The sequence below is a fragment of the Actinokineospora terrae genome (assembly GCF_900111175.1).
Lineage (GTDB): Bacteria > Actinomycetota > Actinomycetes > Mycobacteriales > Pseudonocardiaceae > Actinokineospora > Actinokineospora terrae.
Genome location: NZ_FOGI01000009.1, coordinates 199369 through 216161 on the forward strand (window position 1 = coordinate 199369; position 16793 = coordinate 216161).

Annotated in this window: 18 protein-coding genes; 4 read left to right on the forward strand and 14 right to left on the reverse strand. The window is 70.9% G+C overall.

The genetic code is table 11. The features are described from left to right. Position 1 precedes the first annotated feature (1 nt). From BMY07_RS21815 to BMY07_RS21825, 3 genes are read right to left on the reverse strand one after another with little or no spacing between them, the layout of a single operon-like run. Complete coding sequence (locus BMY07_RS21815; RefSeq protein ID WP_092782260.1) at positions 2 to 799, reverse strand: ESX secretion-associated protein EspG; 798 nt, start codon at positions 797 to 799, stop codon at positions 2 to 4. Positions 800 to 813: 14 nt separating this feature from the next. Beyond that, entirely contained in the window at positions 814 to 2142 is a 1329-nt protein-coding gene (locus tag BMY07_RS21820) for a PPE domain-containing protein (RefSeq protein ID WP_092781720.1), read from the reverse strand. A gap of 46 nt (positions 2143 to 2188) precedes the next feature. Further along, positions 2189 to 2533, reverse strand: a complete 345-nt coding sequence (locus BMY07_RS21825) for a hypothetical protein (RefSeq protein ID WP_092781723.1) — start codon at positions 2531 to 2533, stop codon at positions 2189 to 2191. A 251-nt stretch (positions 2534 to 2784) separates the two neighbouring features. On the opposite strand from BMY07_RS21825, the gene BMY07_RS21830 reads away from it, so the two are divergent. Next, on the forward strand, positions 2785 to 3381 hold the full coding sequence (locus BMY07_RS21830; RefSeq protein WP_143073586.1) for a type VII secretion system-associated protein: 597 nt from the start codon (positions 2785 to 2787) through the stop codon (positions 3379 to 3381). Here the strand turns inward: BMY07_RS21830 and BMY07_RS21835 are convergent. Continuing rightward, a complete protein-coding gene (locus BMY07_RS21835; RefSeq protein ID WP_143073587.1) occupies positions 3323 to 4171 on the reverse strand; it encodes a helix-turn-helix domain-containing protein in 849 nt (282 codons plus the stop codon). The two genes, BMY07_RS21830 and BMY07_RS21835, sit on opposite strands and share 59 nt — an antisense overlap. 115 nt (positions 4172 to 4286) lie before the next feature. Between BMY07_RS21835 and BMY07_RS21840 the strand changes: the two genes are divergently transcribed. Continuing rightward, positions 4287 to 4754: an SRPBCC family protein gene (locus BMY07_RS21840; protein WP_342741549.1), complete on the forward strand. Its 468-nt coding sequence runs from the start codon at positions 4287 to 4289 to the stop codon at positions 4752 to 4754. A gap of 13 nt (positions 4755 to 4767) precedes the next feature. Continuing rightward, positions 4768 to 4947, forward strand: coding sequence for a hypothetical protein (locus BMY07_RS21845; protein ID WP_092781729.1), 180 nt, complete (start codon positions 4768 to 4770; stop codon positions 4945 to 4947). Positions 4948 to 4977: 30 nt separating this feature from the next. On the opposite strand, the gene BMY07_RS35920 is transcribed toward BMY07_RS21845, so the two are convergent. From BMY07_RS35920 to BMY07_RS21875, 6 genes are all read right to left on the reverse strand, one after another. Then, on the reverse strand, positions 4978 to 5796 hold the full coding sequence (locus tag BMY07_RS35920) for a hypothetical protein (RefSeq protein ID WP_177215700.1): 819 nt from the start codon (positions 5794 to 5796) through the stop codon (positions 4978 to 4980). A gap of 5 nt (positions 5797 to 5801) precedes the next feature. Beyond that, positions 5802 to 7127: a hypothetical protein gene (locus BMY07_RS21855; protein WP_092781735.1), complete on the reverse strand. Its 1326-nt coding sequence runs from the start codon at positions 7125 to 7127 to the stop codon at positions 5802 to 5804. Next, positions 7124 to 7912 (reverse strand): ESX secretion-associated protein EspG, encoded by a 789-nt coding sequence (locus BMY07_RS21860; protein WP_092781738.1) that lies wholly within the window; start codon positions 7910 to 7912, stop codon positions 7124 to 7126. Before BMY07_RS21860 ends, BMY07_RS21855 begins: the two co-directional genes overlap by 4 nt. After that, the gene (locus BMY07_RS21865; RefSeq protein WP_092781741.1) at positions 7913 to 8431 is read right to left on the reverse strand and encodes a WXG100 family type VII secretion target; all 519 of its coding nucleotides are present in this window, start codon (positions 8429 to 8431) and stop codon (positions 7913 to 7915) included. 91 nt (positions 8432 to 8522) lie between these two features. Continuing rightward, entirely contained in the window at positions 8523 to 9437 is a 915-nt protein-coding gene (locus BMY07_RS21870) for a pentapeptide repeat-containing protein (protein WP_342741550.1), read from the reverse strand. 22 nt (positions 9438 to 9459) lie between these two features. After that, positions 9460 to 10251: a lysozyme gene (locus BMY07_RS21875; protein WP_092781744.1), complete on the reverse strand. Its 792-nt coding sequence runs from the start codon at positions 10249 to 10251 to the stop codon at positions 9460 to 9462. A 335-nt stretch (positions 10252 to 10586) separates the two neighbouring features. On the opposite strand from BMY07_RS21875, the gene BMY07_RS21880 reads away from it, so the two are divergent. Next, positions 10587 to 12677, forward strand: a complete 2091-nt coding sequence (locus tag BMY07_RS21880; protein ID WP_245782559.1) for a putative bifunctional diguanylate cyclase/phosphodiesterase — start codon at positions 10587 to 10589, stop codon at positions 12675 to 12677. Between the two features lie 72 nt (positions 12678 to 12749). On the opposite strand, the gene purL is transcribed toward BMY07_RS21880, so the two are convergent. From purL to BMY07_RS21900, 4 genes are all read right to left on the reverse strand, one after another. Continuing rightward, positions 12750 to 15023 carry a phosphoribosylformylglycinamidine synthase subunit PurL gene (gene purL / locus BMY07_RS21885; RefSeq protein WP_092781747.1) on the reverse strand — a complete coding sequence of 758 codons (2274 nt, stop codon included), beginning with the start codon at positions 15021 to 15023 and terminating at the stop codon, positions 12750 to 12752. Beyond that, positions 15020 to 15691: a phosphoribosylformylglycinamidine synthase subunit PurQ gene (gene purQ, locus BMY07_RS21890; RefSeq protein ID WP_092781750.1), complete on the reverse strand. Its 672-nt coding sequence runs from the start codon at positions 15689 to 15691 to the stop codon at positions 15020 to 15022. Before purQ ends, purL begins: the two co-directional genes overlap by 4 nt. Further along, entirely contained in the window at positions 15688 to 15927 is a 240-nt protein-coding gene (gene purS, locus BMY07_RS21895; protein WP_092781753.1) for a phosphoribosylformylglycinamidine synthase subunit PurS, read from the reverse strand. The genes purQ and purS overlap by 4 nt, the downstream gene beginning before the upstream one ends. Before the next feature lie 243 nt (positions 15928 to 16170). Next, a complete protein-coding gene (locus tag BMY07_RS21900) occupies positions 16171 to 16713 on the reverse strand; it encodes a hypothetical protein (protein ID WP_092781755.1) in 543 nt (180 codons plus the stop codon). Positions 16714 to 16793: the final 80 nt, after the last annotated feature.

A 16793-nucleotide genomic window follows, 5' to 3' on the forward strand; every position in this document is an offset into this window, starting at 1 on the left:
GCTAGCCCTCGATGTCCCTGACCACGTCGTCGAGGACTTCCTCGACGAGGTGCACCAGCTTGCGGTTGTCCGCGGGCGAGATCGTCGTCCACAGCGTCTTGTCCGGAGCAGCTCGGCGGACCTGGACGTAGCGGCCGCCATCGGTGTCGAAGAACGACACGACCCGGTCGCCGCGGACCCGGCGGCCGAGCCGGTCCCGTGCTGCGGCGCCGAAGTTCCCGGTGCCGTGCACGTCGCCGATCATCTCGGTCAGCGTGGTCGCGTCCTCGCCGCGCACACCCCGGGCGTGCAGGGCGAGCTCGAAGCTCTTCTGCGTCCCGTCGGTGCTCTTGGCCGCGGCCTCGAAGTCGTCCGTGCGCAAGGTGATCGACCGACCCGGACCGGCTTGCAGCGCGGGCAGCACGCCGACCGCCGCGCTCGCCAACCCCGCGGGCGAGGTGCGGCTGAGCGTGATCCGGTCGTCGCTGAGCACCGCGAGCGCGGCCTGGTCGCGCCCGGCGGAGCACGCCAGCAACCGCACGCCGCGGCCGACCCAGGTGCGGCCGTCGACCTCGCGGTCGGGCCGGGCCAGCAGCCGCAGCAGGTGCTCGACCTCCGGGTGCACGTCGACCTTGCGGCCGAGGCCGCGCTGTTCGAGACCGGCCCAGACCTCGTCCTCGATCCGGGCCCGCTCCTCGTAGGTCTTGCCCGGTGAGGGCACCTTGACCACCAGGGGCATGGTCCCCGGGGACAGGTGCTCCCACAGGACGTCGAACTCCAGCGCGGAGAGCGACACGGGGGTGCTCGTCACCTCAGCCACGACGCCGAACGTGGTCACTCGTCGGCGCCGAGGACGGCCTGCGACACCGCTCGCTCGTCGCCGAACACGTCATCGGTCTCGACGAGGTAGCTCGCGGTCTCGAACTCCTCCTCGTCGTCCTCGCCGTTAGAACGGTTCTGGCCGCCGGGACCACCGAGTCCGCCCTTGCCCGCGACCGCGCCGTTGGAACGGGTGCCCATGACGTTGTCGCCCGCGCCGCCGAACCCACCGCTGCCGGACATGCCGCCGCGACCGAGCTGACCGCTCTGCCGCGCGCTCTCACCGGTCGCGCCCGGGGTGCCGATGGACGAACCAGCGCCACCCTTGCCGTTGACGCCACCGCCGGACTTCGGGCCCTCGGCGCCGCTGACGCCACCGGTCGGGTTGAGGGAGCCGTTGAAGTTCCCGGTGAAGTTGTTGTTCTGGTTGAACCTGGCGTCGCCGCCACCCGTGTTCAGGTTGTTGGTGAACTGGTTGTAGTTCAGGTTCGGGCCCTCGCCACCGGTGACCGGGACGTAGCCGGACGGCGCGGTCCAGCCGTTCGGCCTGGTGAAGCCGGACGGGGTGGTCGGGCCGGGGAGGGCGCCGGGGTGGGTGAACTGCGCGTTGCCGCCGCCGTGGCCGGGCGCGGTGTAGCTGCCGCCGCCGAAGTGGCCGACGGTGCTCGGGCTGTAGCTCGCGGTGTTGGTGCCGGTGTCGCCGTTGGCGCCGGAGAAGTTCGACACGAAGTGGCCCGCGGCGTAGCCGGTGCCGCCGGAGGGCTCCGGGGTGGAGACGACGACGTCCGGCGGGGGCACGAACTCGCCGAGGGTGTTGGTGTTGAACCGGCTGCTGGACTGGTAGCTGTCCATGGCGTCCACGGCCTTCTGGGACGCGGCGTCCTGCGCGGCCTCCTGGGCCTCGTGGTCCTGCGCCTGGTTCACGACCACCGCGGCCGGGCCGGGGTTGCCGGTGAGCAACGCGGCACCGGCGGCGAGCTTGGACCACCCGGACGGCGCGGGCGTGGTGACCTCGACCGGCTCCGGCACCTCGGCGCGGGCCCTGCCGACGATGTCGGCCTGGTACTCGGTGGAGGCGCGCATGCCCGACGCGCCGGACTGCGCGTCGGCGGCCCACGCCTGCAACGGGGTCAGGCCGGTCTGCGCCTGGTCGGCCGCGCCACCCTCCCAGCTGGCGGCGAGGGTGCCGAGCTTGGCGTTGAGGTCGGCGTCGATCTCGGCCAGCTCGGTCTGCAGCGAGTCCCAGTACTCGGTCTGCGGGGTCGACGCGGCCGGACCGGGGCCGCCGTTGATCATCTTGTGCAGGGTGGGGTGGTCGTACCCGCGCCACCTGTGCATTGCCATGTTCGGATCACCCTCGGTAGACAGCTGCTGGGATCAGGGGAGCGGGTCACGCCTGGTGGGTCTTGCCCCACATCGCGGAGTTGGTGCCCTCGGTGGCCAGGTAGCCGCGTTCGGCCTGCTCGAGCGCGGTGATCGCCCGCTGCAGCTGTTCCTGGTAGCCGCGCAGGCACTTGCTCGCCGAGTCGTCGCCGCCGCCGTTGGTGCGCTGGGTGAACTCGTGGGCCGTCGTGCCGCTCACCGGGTCGTTCGCCCACTCGGGCACCTGCAGCGCGTCGAGCGCGGTGACCTTCTCCGACACCCTGGCGTGCGCCTCGCGGAACGCGGCGAGCGCGCCGGGGATGGCGGAGGGTTCGACGCGCAGTGTCTGGGTTCCGGCGTACGCGGGCTCCACCGGGAGGGAACCCCCACCGCCATCGGCTAGAAACACCGTCCTGACCCCCTGGTCCTGTGCATTTGCGACGACTCTATCTCTGATGACCGACGTCGTGGAACGGTTCCCGCGTTATTGGTCGACTTCGTGGGGAATTCCTCGCGCGGTGGCGGTGGGCGCCCGTCCGATCACGCGAAGTGAGCACCCGCTCTAGGATGACGCGCACCCACCCCGCGCCATGGAGGTACCGCCTCCGCGCCAAGGAGGCGACGATGGACCAGCCGGAGATCACCCTCGAGATGCGGGCCAGCGCCCGCTCCAACCCCGACAGCTGGCTGTACGTGATCGACCCCGAGTTCAGCAGGCACGAGGACGTGCCGCCGTGGGGGGTCGTCGGCGCCTACCCGGTCGACGAGCGCGGCCAGATCGGCGAGCGGTTCCGCGCCAACCGCGACTACCGCCCGTCACCCACGGCGTTGCGGATGCCGGTGCCCGCGAACCGGTTGGAGAAGGTGTTGCAGCTGATCCACACCAGATACCGCCCGCAGGCGGATTTGTTGCCGGAGCTGCACGACGCGACATTGTTGATCTTTGCGCGGTCGTCGAACGACGCCGGGGTCACCGGATTCCCGGCCAGGGACGGCACGGTGATGGTGCCCGCGTGCACCTCGGCGGTGCACGTGCCGCCCGCCTGGCCCGCGTGGCGGGAGGTGCGCGGGCACGAGGTGGCCGCCCTGCTCGGCGGCCACCCCCTGGTGGTCAACCCGGAGAGCCCGATCACCGCGGTCGTGCCCGCCGCGCACCTGGCCGCTACCCGGCCGTCCCCTCGGCGAGCGCGACGAGAAAAGCCCGCGACTCATCGGGCGTGAGCGCGGACTCGGCGAGCGCGGCCAGCACCGACCGGTACCCGGCGACCTCGTCGGTGCCCTCGATGAACTGGCAGGACGTCTCGCTCTCCACGCACACCACCGGCTTGAAGTCGGCGAACTCCAGCAGCCGGAACGGCCCGGCCGCCGACGCCGTGACCCCGCGCTCGGTCGGCACGACCCGGATGGTGATGTTGCGCCGGTCCGACATCCGGACCAGGTCGCGGGCCTGGTCCGCGCGCAGCTCGGGACCGCCGATGGGCAGCCGCAGCGCCGCCTCGTGGATGTGGAACACGCACGCGGGCGGCAGGTCCCGCTTGACGAACTGGCGCCTGGTCAGCTTCGCCACCACCCGCGCGTCCCGCTCGTTGGGCGGCACGGTCACGTCGGCGGCGACCAGCGCCCTGGCGTAGTCGTCGGTCTGCAGCGGGGCGGGCACCACCAGCAGGTCCAGCCCGCGGATGGTCACGGCCTGCTCCTCGTGGTCGATGAGCGCGTGCAGGTGCCTGGGCAACCGGCCCGCCTGCTCGCGCGACCAGGCGGGGGCGCGCAGTTCGGCGCAGATCGCCAGCAGCCGGTCCCGCTCGACCTCGCCGACCTCGCAGACCCGCAGGAAGTCGACGAGGTCGGCGTGGGAGACGCCGCGGGTGCCGAGGAACATCCGGGACAGCTTGCTCTTGGACCACCCGAGCAGCGCGCACGCGCGCACCCCGTTGAGGTTGGCCCGGACCATGGCCAGCCGCATGCTCTCGCCCAACTCCCTGGCCCGGATCGTGGGCTCGCGTTTATCCATGTCCGTATGGGTCTCATGTTGCCCGCAGGCAAGGAGACCCGGTTGACGCCGCCGCAACGTGCTCGATTGGTGGATAGTTGCCGTTCCCGCTGGTCACCCGACCTATAGTCGGTCCGTGACCGACCCGCTCCGCCGCACCGACGCCTGGACCCGAAACGACCCCATCGCGTCGAACGACCCGGGCCTCACCCAGGACGCGGGCTGGCAGATCGGCGTCTCCCGCACCGTGGCGCACCCGCTGCCCAAGGTCTGGGACCTGATCAGCGGCCCCACCGGCCTGTCCATCTGGCTCGGCCCCGGCGCCACCCTGTCACCGACCCGGGGCGCCAAGTACACGACCCGCGACGGCGCGGTGGGCGACGTCCGCGGCTACCGGGAACGGGACCGGATCCGCGTGACCTGCCGCCCACCCGGCTGGGACCACGTCACCACCATCCAGGTCACGGTTTCCGCCAAGGGCAACCAGACCCTGCTCCGCTTCCACCAGGAATGGCTCGCCAACGCCGCCGAACGGGCCAGCCAACGCGACCACTGGCAATCCATCATGACCCGCGTCGCGGGCGCGCTGGACTCGACCCCCTGAGGACGAACTGGCGGTGGACGTCAGCCTGCTGCCGCAGGCCACTGTGGACAAGACGCCCAGTGCGGGGATGGTGGCGCTCCAGGACATCACCAGGGATATCCGCCGGATACAGCGCGAGCGCGCTCGGCTTGTCAACAGGCTGACCGGAGGCGCAAAGGCGCTCACCGAGGCGAACGACGATCCGCAGCCTTGACCTCACCCGTTCCTGTCGACCGAGCGGGGATCACTTCACCGGGGCGCAGGTCGTGGTGGTGGCGGTGATGGTGAGTTCCAGGGTGCCCTCCCCGGACTTGATCATCATGGCGGAGAGGGTGGTGTCGTCGCGGGTGGCGGTGAAGTACTCGGGTTGGGTGGGGCGGGGGTCGATCTTCCAGCCGGTGAGGGCGTCGATGGCGGTGCGCTTGATGGTGGCGAGGTCGGCGTCCTGGGTGAGGGGGGTCTTGCTGGTGGCTCGCCACTGGGCGCCGTTGGTGGTGGGGGTGGTGCAGGTGTAGAGGTTGGCGGTGGTGAGGGTGCCCGCGGTGGGGAAGGCGGCCTCGTCGGCGGGGACGTTCGCGGCGGTGGAGATCTTGCGGGCGGCGGTGGTGGCGCGGGCGAAGCTGGGGCCGAGTACCGCGCGCTGGGCGTCGGTCAGGTCGGGGCGCAGGGGCATGGTGAGGTCCTGGTGGCGGCCCGCGATGGAGCACTTGGCCTTCTCCGCGCGCAGGTGACCCCGGCGCAGGCCGACCCGCGCGTCCGCCGGGCCGACGAGCAGCACCGACCAGTCGTCGACCGGGATCTGCGGTTGCCAGCCAAGGGAAACAGCCGCGGTCCGCAGGTCGTCCGGGGAAGCGGCCAGGTCGACGTCGGCCCACATGGCCACGCTGTCGTCCGGGTTGCCGTCGAAGATGCTGCCGCAGGTCATCGCCGAGAACGAGGGATCCGCCTTCCCCCCGGCCTCCCGCACGAGTGCGGTGACCGCGTCCTGGAACTGCGGGCTGACCGATGTCGGCTTGGATTCCGCGCACCCCGCCACCAGCAGGACCACAAAAGCCAGTGCCACCAACCTCAACGCTGTCGCACCACTTTGTACTGTTCGGTGGTCACGGACTCGCCGCCGAAGAAAACCCCTGCGCTGTCCCGGAAGCGGACCACGGACGGGTCGGTGCTGGAGTCCAGTTGCCTGGCCGCCTCGGTGTAGTTGCCGTTGATGGCGTGGTTGCCGCCCGCGGTGCCGGTCTGGTGGTCGAACTTCACCGTCGTGCGGTTGTCGCTGTTGGGGTTCTCGGCGGCGTCGAGGTGCGGGACGATGTCGCCGTTGTTCTCCAGCGACAGCATCTGCACCCGCTCGTCGATCGGGATGCCGCCCACCGGCGACCCGGCGGTCACCACGTGGGTGATGTTGTAACCGCTGGCCAGCAACGGGTCGACCGAGCGGGCCGCGACGATACCGCCCTGGCTGTGGCCGACCAGCATCAGCGGCGCGTCCTTGGGCACCTTGGCATCGATCAGCGCCTGCTGGATGCCCTCCTGCAGCACGGTCGGGTTGCCCGCGATCGCGTCGACGTTGGTGCCCATGTCGTTGGCGCTGCCCTGGTCGTTGGTGAAGGGCAGGTTCCACACCTTGGTGCCGGGGATGTCCACGATGTAGGCGATCGTGCCGTCAGCCTGCTTGACCGCGCGGATGTCGATGTTGGCGTCGGTGCCGTTGCGGTGGTCGAGGCCGTTGAACAGCTCGGCGAGGTTGTCCGGCGGGTCGGCGGCGATGTCACTGGTGTCGCGGCCCGCGTAGGTCACCTTCGGGTCGCCGTCCGGGTAGGTGGCGGCGACGAGGTCGGTCAGCGTGGCCAGGTTCGACGGGAAACCCAAGGCGGACAACGCACCCGGCGTCATCCCGAGCAGGTCGTCGACCATGCCGGGGTGCTCGACCAGCCACCGCTGCCAGTCGCCGTCGTAGTTGACCAGGATGTCGGCGCCGATGAACGCCCCCACCCCGATCGCGGCACCCGGCGCGGCGACCGCGGCGGCGCCCGCCAGCCAGCGGCCCGCCTCCAGCGCCTTGGCGTTGAGGTCGTCGACCAGGTGGTAGGCCTGGTTGGTGGCCTGGAAGGTGACGCCGCGCAAGCCGATGCCCGCCGAGGTCGCGGTCAACCCGGACGGGCCGTCGAGCGCGCCGAGCATCGCGAACTCGAACCGCGCCGCGCCGACCGGGTTGAGCACGGCCGAGGCGAGCAGGTCGGGGTCGGCCAGGTAGCGGTGGCTGGTGACGGCGATGCCGAGGGTCTCACCCGCGATGTCGTCGGTGAGGTCCCCCATGGCAGCGAGGTCCTCGTAGAACGCCTCGGTGCCGCCCGCGCCGCCGCCGACGGTCAGGTTGGTCACGGGGTTGCTCATGCCAGGGCCTCCGCCAGGTAGGGGGTCACCCAGACCCCGAGCTCATCGCGTCCGACCGGGATCAGCTCGACCAGTTGGCGGCCACCCCCGTGCGCGGCGGGCTGGACGCCGACCCAGCCGGTGTCGCTGTGCAGCCAGTACACCCGCGCGCTGCGCACGGATCCGTCGACGACGCCGGTGACCAGGCAGGTCAGCACGCCATCGGTGCGCCGCACGACCTGGAGGGCGAACTCGGCCTCGGCCTTGGGCAGCTTCAACTCGGCCAGCACGTACCCCGGCGCGTCCGGGTCGGCCTCGCGCAGCAGGTCGGCGACGCCGAGCTCGTGCAACGCGGCCAGCGGGACGACACCGCGCAGCGGCTCGACCTCGTCGTCGGCGTCGAGCGCGGCACCGATCCCGGCGGCTTCCTCGCCGGGCACCGCGCGGACCAGCTCACGCCCCAGTTCGACCGCGGCGAACAGCGACAGCTCCACGCCCGCGTCCGGCAGCAGGAACAGGGACGCACCAAGGTCACCGGCGACCGCGTGCAGGCTGCGCGACCCGCGCGCACCCGCCGTCGCCGTGGTCTCCAGGAACACCCGCGGCGCGGCGATGACCCCGATGTTCGCGGCGACCGAGGGGTGGATCCCGTCGTCGCGCAGGACCCCCTTGGCGGCGAGGTCACCGACGTCGGCGATGTCGGGCGCGGGCTTCCAGTCCGGCGGCATGTCCGCGTCGAGCTCGGCCACGACGTAGGCGTACTCGGCCGCGGTGAGGGTGAGCCGGTGCGGTGCTGGGGCGCTCATCTACGCGACACCCCGCGCCTGCATGAACTTGCCGACGTCGAGCCACTGCTTGTCACCAGCCGGGGGCAGGGAGTGCGGCTGGTACTGCCAGCCCTCCCACGGCGGCCGGGGCGGCTGCGGCGGCGACCCGCTGATGCCCAGGCCCGAGGCGACCGCGTTGGCGATGTCGCGCATGACCTGGTTGAAGCGGTCGACGGCCTGGTTGAACCGGTCGATGGCGCCGTTGAACCAGGTGACCACGGCCTCGCCGATCCGCTTGATCGCCGCGATCAGCTCGCGGACCTGCTGGGCGTGCCCGCGCAGCGCGGCGGCGGCCTCGTCGAGCTTGGTGGCGACCGCGTCGAGCGCCTTGCGGTCCCCGTCGACGGTCTCGCGGCACCGGTCGGCGGCGATGGACTTCCAGCGCATCGCCTGGGCCTGGCGCACCATGGTCGAACCGTGCGCGCGCACCTCGTCCGCGTGCCGCTCGATCCGCCCGGCGAGCCGGTCGAGCTCGTCGGGATCGCCGTAGAACGACATGTCCACCCCCAGCTGTGGGCCAACCCTTCGCCCGCGTCAGACGTCCCCGGTGGCGGGGCGGTTCCCACCGCGGGCCGACTTGGTCAACTGTTCACCGGACCCACTCCAGGAACCGGGCGCCCGTGAACGTCGTCGGGCCGAGGAACCGGGTGTTCGCGACCCGCAGCGGGCCCTCGAACCGGGTCCCGCTGAACCACGCGCGCTGGTGGAACACCATGTCGTTGGCGTGCAGCATGCCGTGGCTGACCGCCTTGGTGAACCAGGCGTCACCGTGGATCTGCGTACCCCACAGCGCGTTGGACCGGTGCAGGTGCGCCCAGCGCAGGGTCAGCGTGCCGATGGCCCGGCCGGACAGGTCGAAGTACTCCAGGTCGGCGCCGGTCAGGTCCAGGTCGAAGTGCGGGCCCGGGTGGTCGGCTGGCGGCAGCAGCGCGGAGATCAGGCTCTGCGCGGTCTTGCGGACCTGGGCCTCGCTGTCGCCTTCGGCGGTGCGCTCGTAGGGGATGCGCAGGTAGGAGCAGAAGACGTCGAGGACGGTCTGGGTGTAGGCCGGGCGGGAGCGGGCCAGGCCGTGCAGCACGTGCAGCCCACCGATGCGGACCTGGTCGGCGCTGTTGCCCAGCAGCTCGACCGCGCGGGCGAACCGCTCATCGGCGACGCGCTCCCGGTCGAACTCGGCGCGGTCGCTCTCCAGGTCGTGCCGCTTGCGCTCGATGTCCTGGCGGCGTTCCTCGACCCGTCGGCGCCGGTCGTTGAGCCACAGCGCGTAGAGGGCCACGACCGCGCCGCCCGCGAGGCCGCCGGTCTTGAGCGCCTCACCGCGGTTGGCGTTCGACTCCATGAGCAGCCAGCCGGACACCACGCCGAGCAGGCCGATCGACACGAGGACGACGGCGGGCAGCCACCGGCGCTCCCTCGGCGCGTCCCGACCGAGCACCGAGCCGATCCCGATGGCGGCGCCCGCCGCGAACACGACCAATCCGGTGATCAGGAAGCCCAGGCCCACGGCGGGTGAACCTACCCGACCATCACCCGTTCGCGAGCACCCTGAGCCGGTCGGTGGTGCCGTTGAAGTAGTTCTGGTCCAGCGGCGACGAGGTGTACTGCCAGAAGGTCCAGTACGGCCAGTTGTAGGGCAGGGTGCCCACGGTCGAGGAATACCTGGCGACCCACAGCGGGTTCGCGGTGGCGAAGGACGCGGAGCCGACGCACTGGGACCACCAGCTGGTGCTCGTGTAGATCACCGCGTCGCGGCCCGTGCGGGTGCGGTAGGTGGTGGTGAAGTCGCGGATCCACGAGGCCATGGCGGCCTGGGTCTTGCCGTAGCAAGTCGCGCCGTACGGGTTGTACTCCAGGTCGACGACGCCCGGCAGGGTCTTGCCGTCGCGGGACCAGCCGCCGCCGTTGGTGGCGAAGTAGGTGGCCTGCGCGGCGCCGGTGGACCGGTCCGGCAGGGCGAAGTGGTAGGCGCCGCGGATCATGCCGACGGTGTAGGAGCCGGTGTACTGCTGGGTGAAGAAGGGGTTCTTATACCCCGTGCCCTCGGTCGCCTTGACGTACACGAACCGCTTGCCCTGGCTCCACCAGTAGTTCCAGTCGACGTTGCCCTGGTAGCTCGCAACGTCCATGCCGGACACCGTGGCCAGGGCGACCGGCGGCGCGGCGACCATCCGCTGCACCGGTTCGTGCACGCGGATCTGCGAGCCGAGTGGGTGGTCGGTCGGCACCGGTGCTGCCGCGGCGGGTAGGGCCGCCACCAGCGTCGCCGCGACGCACAGGACGGCCGCCGCGGCGGATCTGGCCCCGAGGACAATGGACATGGTTGATCGTCCTTTCCGAGTGCCCACACAATGATCAAGGAAGCCGGAACGGGTACTCGTGGTAGCCGCCCGTGCGTCGATTGTGATCGGATAACCATCCACTTGTCACGCTTAAGCGTGAAGGATTCACCAGAGCAGGGGTGAACTGGGGTGATGTCGTTCAGGGGTGGTGGGAAAGAACCGCACGGTCCACACCGAACGGACGCTTTCCGTAGTCGCCCGAGTGCGCTATGTCAACTCAGGACTCCCGGGGCGATTGGGGCCGCATCCGGGCTGGCTACCTGGCGTTGAACAGGTGAGACTTTGCGTTGACGGTGGGCGGGGAAGGGAGAGTGGTGGGCGGACCCGACGCGTTCGCGCGCATGTGGGCGGCCGTGCTCACCGAGACGGGCTACGTCGCCATGGATCGTCGCGGCCTCGTCGAGCAGATGCGCGAGTACACCGACGTGCTGCTGGCGGGCCTGCGGTCGGACCGGTTCGCGCCGGAGCCGGTGGAGCGGGTCGGCGCCGGGCTGGTCGGCATGCGGCTGGCCGGACCGGAGACGCTCCGAGCGTCACTGCAGCTGCTCGGTACCGACCTGTTGCGGGTCACTGGGGCGGGTGAACTGCGGGCCGAGCTGTTGCCCGCCGTGCAGGGGGCGTTCGCCGCCGGGTTCGCCACCGCGATGCAGGAGAAGATCTTCCGGGACCAGGAGACCATCCGCAGGGCCGCGCTGGAGGCCCGCCGCGGTGCCGAGTCGGCGCTGCTGGCCAGCGAGAACCGGTTCCGGGCCATGTTCAACCAGGCGGCCGTGGGCATCGCGATCGGGGACGCGGACGGGACCCTGCTGGAGGTCAACACCGCGCTGGCCGACATGCTCGGCTACCGGGTCGACGAGCTGCGCGGGATGAACGTCGACGACCTGCGCTTCCCGGACGAGCCTGCCGCCATGCGCAGGCCGTTCGACGAGGTCAGCTCCGGCGCGCGCGACCACTACCGGATGGAGCGGCTGCTGCGCCGCTCCGACGGCAAGCCGCTGTGGACCGACGTCACCGTGTCACTGGTGCGCACCGAGACCGGCGAGCCGCAGTACCTGGTCGGCATGATCGAGGACATCACCGACCGGCACCTGCTCGAGGAGCGGCTGCGCCACCAGGCCAACCACGACCCGTTGACCGGCCTGGGCAACCGGGCCAGGTTCACCGAGCGGCTCACCACCGCGTTCGGCTGCGACGACGACACCAGGGTCGGCGTCTGCTACCTGGACCTGGACGGCTTCAAGGTCATCAACGACAGCCTGGGCCACGACATCGGCGACGAGCTGCTGGTGGCGGTGGCGGCCAGGCTGGACCGGCTGGTCACCGCGCCCGGCCGGATCGTGGCCAGGATGGGCGGCGACGAGTTCGTGGTGCTGGTCGAGCGCAGCTCCGGCCGCGCCGAGCTGGTCGACCTCGCCGACCGGATCCTGGCCGCCCTCGCCGAACCGTTCCCGATCGGCGGGCACCGGCTCGCGGTGTCGGCCAGCATCGGCCTGGTCGAGCGGTCCGTGGTCGACGCGACCCCGGCGGAGACCATGCGCGACGCCGACGTGACCCTGTACTGGGCGAAGGCGGACGGCAAGAACCGCTGGGCCGCTTACGACCCGGACCGCAACGCCCGCGAGGTGGCCCGCTTCACGCTGTCGGCCAGGATGCCCGCCGCGGTGGAGAGCGAAGAGTTCTATGTGGACTACCAGCCGATCGTGCGGCTCAGCGACGGCCACCTGATCGGCGTCGAGGCGCTGGTGCGCTGGGCGCACCCGGAGTTCGGCAGGCTCGGCCCGGACCAGTTCATCGGCCTGGCCGAGGAAACCGGCCTGATCGTCCCCTTGGGACGGTGGGTGCTGCGCGAGGCCACCCGCCAGGCCCGCCGCTGGCACGACGCCTACGGCGACCGCGCCCCGATGGTCAGCGTCAACCTCGCCGCCCGCCAGACCGAGGAACCCACCCTGGTCGCCGACGTCGCCACCATCATCAAGGCCGCCAACGTGCCGCCCTCGACGATCCAGCTGGAACTCACCGAGAGCGCCATCATGAACACCACCGGCGGCCCGCTGCGCACCCTGCGCGACCTGGCCGACCTGGGCATCCGCATCGCCATCGACGACTTCGGCACCGGCTACTCGAACCTGGCCTACCTGCGGCACCTGCCGGTCCACGCCATCAAGCTCGCAGGCTCCTTCATGGAAGGCCTCCGCGATTCCCCCACCGCCGACCCCGCCGACGCCCAGATCGTCACCACCCTGGTAGCCCTCTCCCACGCCCTGGGCCACGTAGTCATAGCCGAGGGCGTCGAAGACCCCGAACAAGCCGACCGCCTCCGAGAATTCGGCTGCGACAGCGCCCAGGGCTGGCTCTTCGCCAAACCCGGCCGCCCCGAGGAAATCGAACGCTGGCTGGAGAAGTAGCGCCTGCCCGGGGTCCGGAATGGACAAAGGTGCGGCCCCGGCGGTGAGCCGGTGCCGCACCTTTGCCTCAGATCAGCCGAACAGAGCGGGCAGGGTGCCTTCCCAGGCCTCGCGGAGTTCTGCGAGGGGGAGGTCGCCGACGCCTTGGATTTCCAGGGATTGGGAGTCTGGGTCCACGACTCCGGTGCGGCGCCAGGGGAGGCCGCGGGCGGTGCACATCTCGGTGAAGCGGAGTTCCTCGGAGCGGGGGACCGCGACCAGGACTCGGCCCGCGGATTCGCTGAACAGCTGGACGAACGGGTCCTGGTCCTGGTCGAGGAAGATCCGGGCGCCGACCTCGCCGATGAGGCAGGTCTCGACCAGGGTCTGGGCGAGGCCGCCGTCGGACAGGTCGTGGGCGGCGGAGATCATGCCGTCGCGGGAGCCCGCCAGGATGATCTCGCCGAGGAGCCGTTCGCGGGCGAGGTCGACCTTCGGCGGGAGGCCGCCGAGGTGACCGTGGGCGACGTGCGCCCACTCCGAGCCGCCGAACTCGTCGCGGGTGTCGCCGAGCAGGAGCAGGGACTCGCCCGCCTCCGCGCCGATGCCGGTGGGGATGCGGCGGCGGACGTCGTCGATGACGCCGAGGACGCCGACCACCGGGGTCGGGTGGATGGCGGTGGTGCCGGTCTGGTTGTAGAAGCTGACGTTGCCGCCGGTGACCGGGATGCCGAGTTCCTTGCAGCCCTCGGCGAGACCGCGCACGGCCTGCTCGAACTGCCACATGACCGCCGGGTCCTCCGGCGAGCCGAAGTTGAGGCAGTTGGTGACCGCGAGCGGGGTGGCGCCGGTGACCGCGACGTTGCGGTACGCCTCGGCCAGGGCCAGCTGGGTACCGGTGTACGGGTCGAGCTTGACGAAGCGGCCGTTGCAGTCGGTGGCCAGGGCAACGCCGCGGCCGGTCTGCTCGTCGACGCGGATCATGCCCGAGTCCGACGGCTGCGCGAGGACCGTGCCGCCGCGCACGTAGCGGTCGTACTGCTCGGTGACCCAGCGGCGGGACGCCAGGTTCGGGCTGGCCGCCATCCGCACGACCTCGGCCCGCAGCTCGTCCGGAGTGGACGGACGGGCGAGCTGCTCGGGTCCGTTGCCCTGCAAGGCGTCCTGGTAGTCGGGGCGCGCGATGGGCCGCTCGTACATCGGGCCCTCGTGCGCGACGGTGCGCGGCGGGACGTCCACCACGGTCTCACCGTGCCAGGTGATGACCAACCGGTCGCCGTCGGTGACCTCGCCGATCTCGGTGGCGATCACGTCCCACTTGGCGCACACCCGCATGAACGCGTCCACATCGGACGGTTCGACGACCGCGCACATCCGCTCCTGCGACTCGCTGGAGAGCACCTCGGCGGGCGTCATCCCGGTGGCGCGCAGCGGAACCCGGTCCAGCTGGACCAGCATGCCGCCGTCGCCCGCGCTGGCCAGTTCGCTGGTCGCGCAGGACAGGCCCGCGCCGCCGAGGTCCTGGATGCCGACGACGATGCCCTCGGCGAACAGCTCCAGGCAGCACTCGATGAGCACCTTCTCGGTGAACGGGTCGCCGACCTGCACGGCGGGCAGCTTCTTGCGTCCCGTACCGCCCTCGTCGCCGGAGAACGTCTCGCTGGCCAGCACAGACACGCCGCCGATGCCGTCGAGGCCGGTGCGCGCGCCGAACAGGATGACCTTGTTGCCGGTGCCCGACGCGTGCGCCAGGTGCAGGTCCTCGGTGCGCATCGCGCCGACGCACAGGGCGTTGACCAGCGGGTTGCCCTGGTAGGACGCGTCGAACACGACCTCGCCACCGATGTTGGGCAGGCCGAGGCAGTTGCCGTAGCCACCGACACCGGCGACGACACCGGGCAGCACGCGCTTGGTGTCGGGGTGGTCGGGGGCGCCGAAGCGCAGCGGGTCCATCACCGCGAGCGGGCGGGCGCCCATCGCCATGATGTCGCGCACGATGCCGCCGACACCGGTCGCCGCGCCCTGGTAGGGCTCCACATAGGACGGGTGGTTGTGCGACTCGAGCTTGAAGGTGACCGCCCAGCCGTCGCCGATGTCGACCACACCGGCGTTCTCGCCGATCCCGGCCAGCATCTTGGCCTTCATCTCCGGCGTGGTGTTGGCCGACCAGTGCTTCCAGTGCACCTTGGACGACTTGTACGAGCAGTGCTCGCTCCACATCACCGAGTACATGGCCAGCTCGGCGTCGGTGGGGCGGCGGCCGAGGATCTCGCGGATCCGGCTGTACTCGTCGTCCTTGAGCCCGAGCTCGCGGAACGGCTGCTCCTGCTCGGGCGTCGCCTTGGCGTTGTCAACGGTGTCGATCACGCGGCCACCACCGAGTCGAGGACGGACAGGAACATGCCGAGGCCGTCGTCGGACGGTCCGGTGAGCGCGTCGATGGCGTGCTCGGGGTGCGGCATCAGGCCGACGATGCGGCCGGTCGGGTCGCTGATGCCCGCGATGTCGTCGGTGGAGCCGTTGGGGTTGAGCCCGGCGTAGCGGAACACCACCCGGCCCTCGCCCTCCAGCTCGTCCACGACGGACTTCGGGGCGGCGAAGCGGCCGTCCATGTTCTTGATCGGGATGATGATCTCGGCACCGGCGTCGTAGCGGCTGGTCCACGCGGTGCCCGCGTTCTCGACCTTGAGCCACTGGTCGCGGCAGACGAAGTGCAGGCCCGCGTTGCGCAGCAGCGCGCCGGGCAGCAGACCGGCCTCGCACAGCACCTGGAAGCCGTTGCAGATGCCCAGCACCGGCAGCCCACCGCGCGCCGCGTCGACGACCTTGCCCATCACCGGCGCGAACCGGGCGATGGCACCGGCGCGCAGGTAGTCGCCGTAGGAGAACCCGCCCGGCAGGACGACCGCGTCGACCCCCTTGAGGTCGGCGTCACCGTGCCAGAGCGCGACCGCCTCGGCACCGGACGCGGTGATCGCCCGGATGGTGTCGCTGTCGTCGAGTGTCCCGGGGAAGGTGACCGCGCCGATCCTCACGCCTGCACCCGCCTCACCACGAAGTCCTCGACCACGGGGTTGGACAGGAAGCCCTCGGCGATCCTGGCCAGCGTCTCGTCGTCGACGGAGTCGTCGACCTCGAGCTCGAAGTGCTTCCCCTGCCGGACATCGGACACCCCGTCGAACCCGAGCCGGGGCAGCGCGCGGGCCACCGCCTGACCCTGAGGGTCCAAGATCTCCGGCTTGGGCATGACGTCAACGACAACTCGGGCCACGGCGGGCTACTCCTCGAGTTCGAGAGGCCAATACCCCGGAAGCCTACCTGACCTGGGAGTTCACCCCACCGCCCCCGCTGACCTGCGACACCCCACCCAACCCCCACGATCGTGTGAACCGGCTGATTGCCACTTGGCGAGCCGGGTGGGCGCGGCTAGTCTTCTGGTTGTAGCTCTGGCCCGTAAGCCAGGGAAGTGAGCCCGGTTCCCGTCCGGACGGTCGGCAGCCGGGCTTCGCGCTGTCTAGTGCACGTCGCGCAGGTCGACCACCTTGGTGAGCAGCGGACCGATCCGGCGCTGCCAGTCGCCACCTGCCCCGTAGCACCAAGCCGCCGCGTCTGCGATCCACATCAGCGCGTCCTGGGTGCTGTCCAGGTGCTCGTAGACCAGGGCGGTGTCCGCGGACCGCTCGCCGAGAACCCGCCGGATGACCAGCTTGTCATCGGCATCGCGCACCTCACGGCTGTCCAACACGAGCCTGCTCACCTGGAGATCGACCAGGTTGTCCACCAACTGCGCCAGGGACTGCCTGCGGGCACGCTCCTCACCTCGCTTGCACGAGGAGATGTAGACGAAAACGGCCGCCTCTGCCCCGGCGAGCTGGGAGATGATCGCCTTGCGGCGCGTCGGGGTCTCCTTCTTGAAGTGCAATTCGCGCTGCCCGGGCATGAGCATCCCCGTGAGCAACTTCCGCAGGGGTCGGAGGTTGCGCGGATCGATCACGGCCGCGGCGATCAGGTACTGGTCGTTGCGACGGGACTCGTCGACGAAGGCGTGCAAGGTCACCTTGGACAGATCGGCGGTGGTCGAGTCCGGCTGGACTACCTGAACGGGTGTTCGATGTTCGCCGGTGGCGAGAAGGGTGG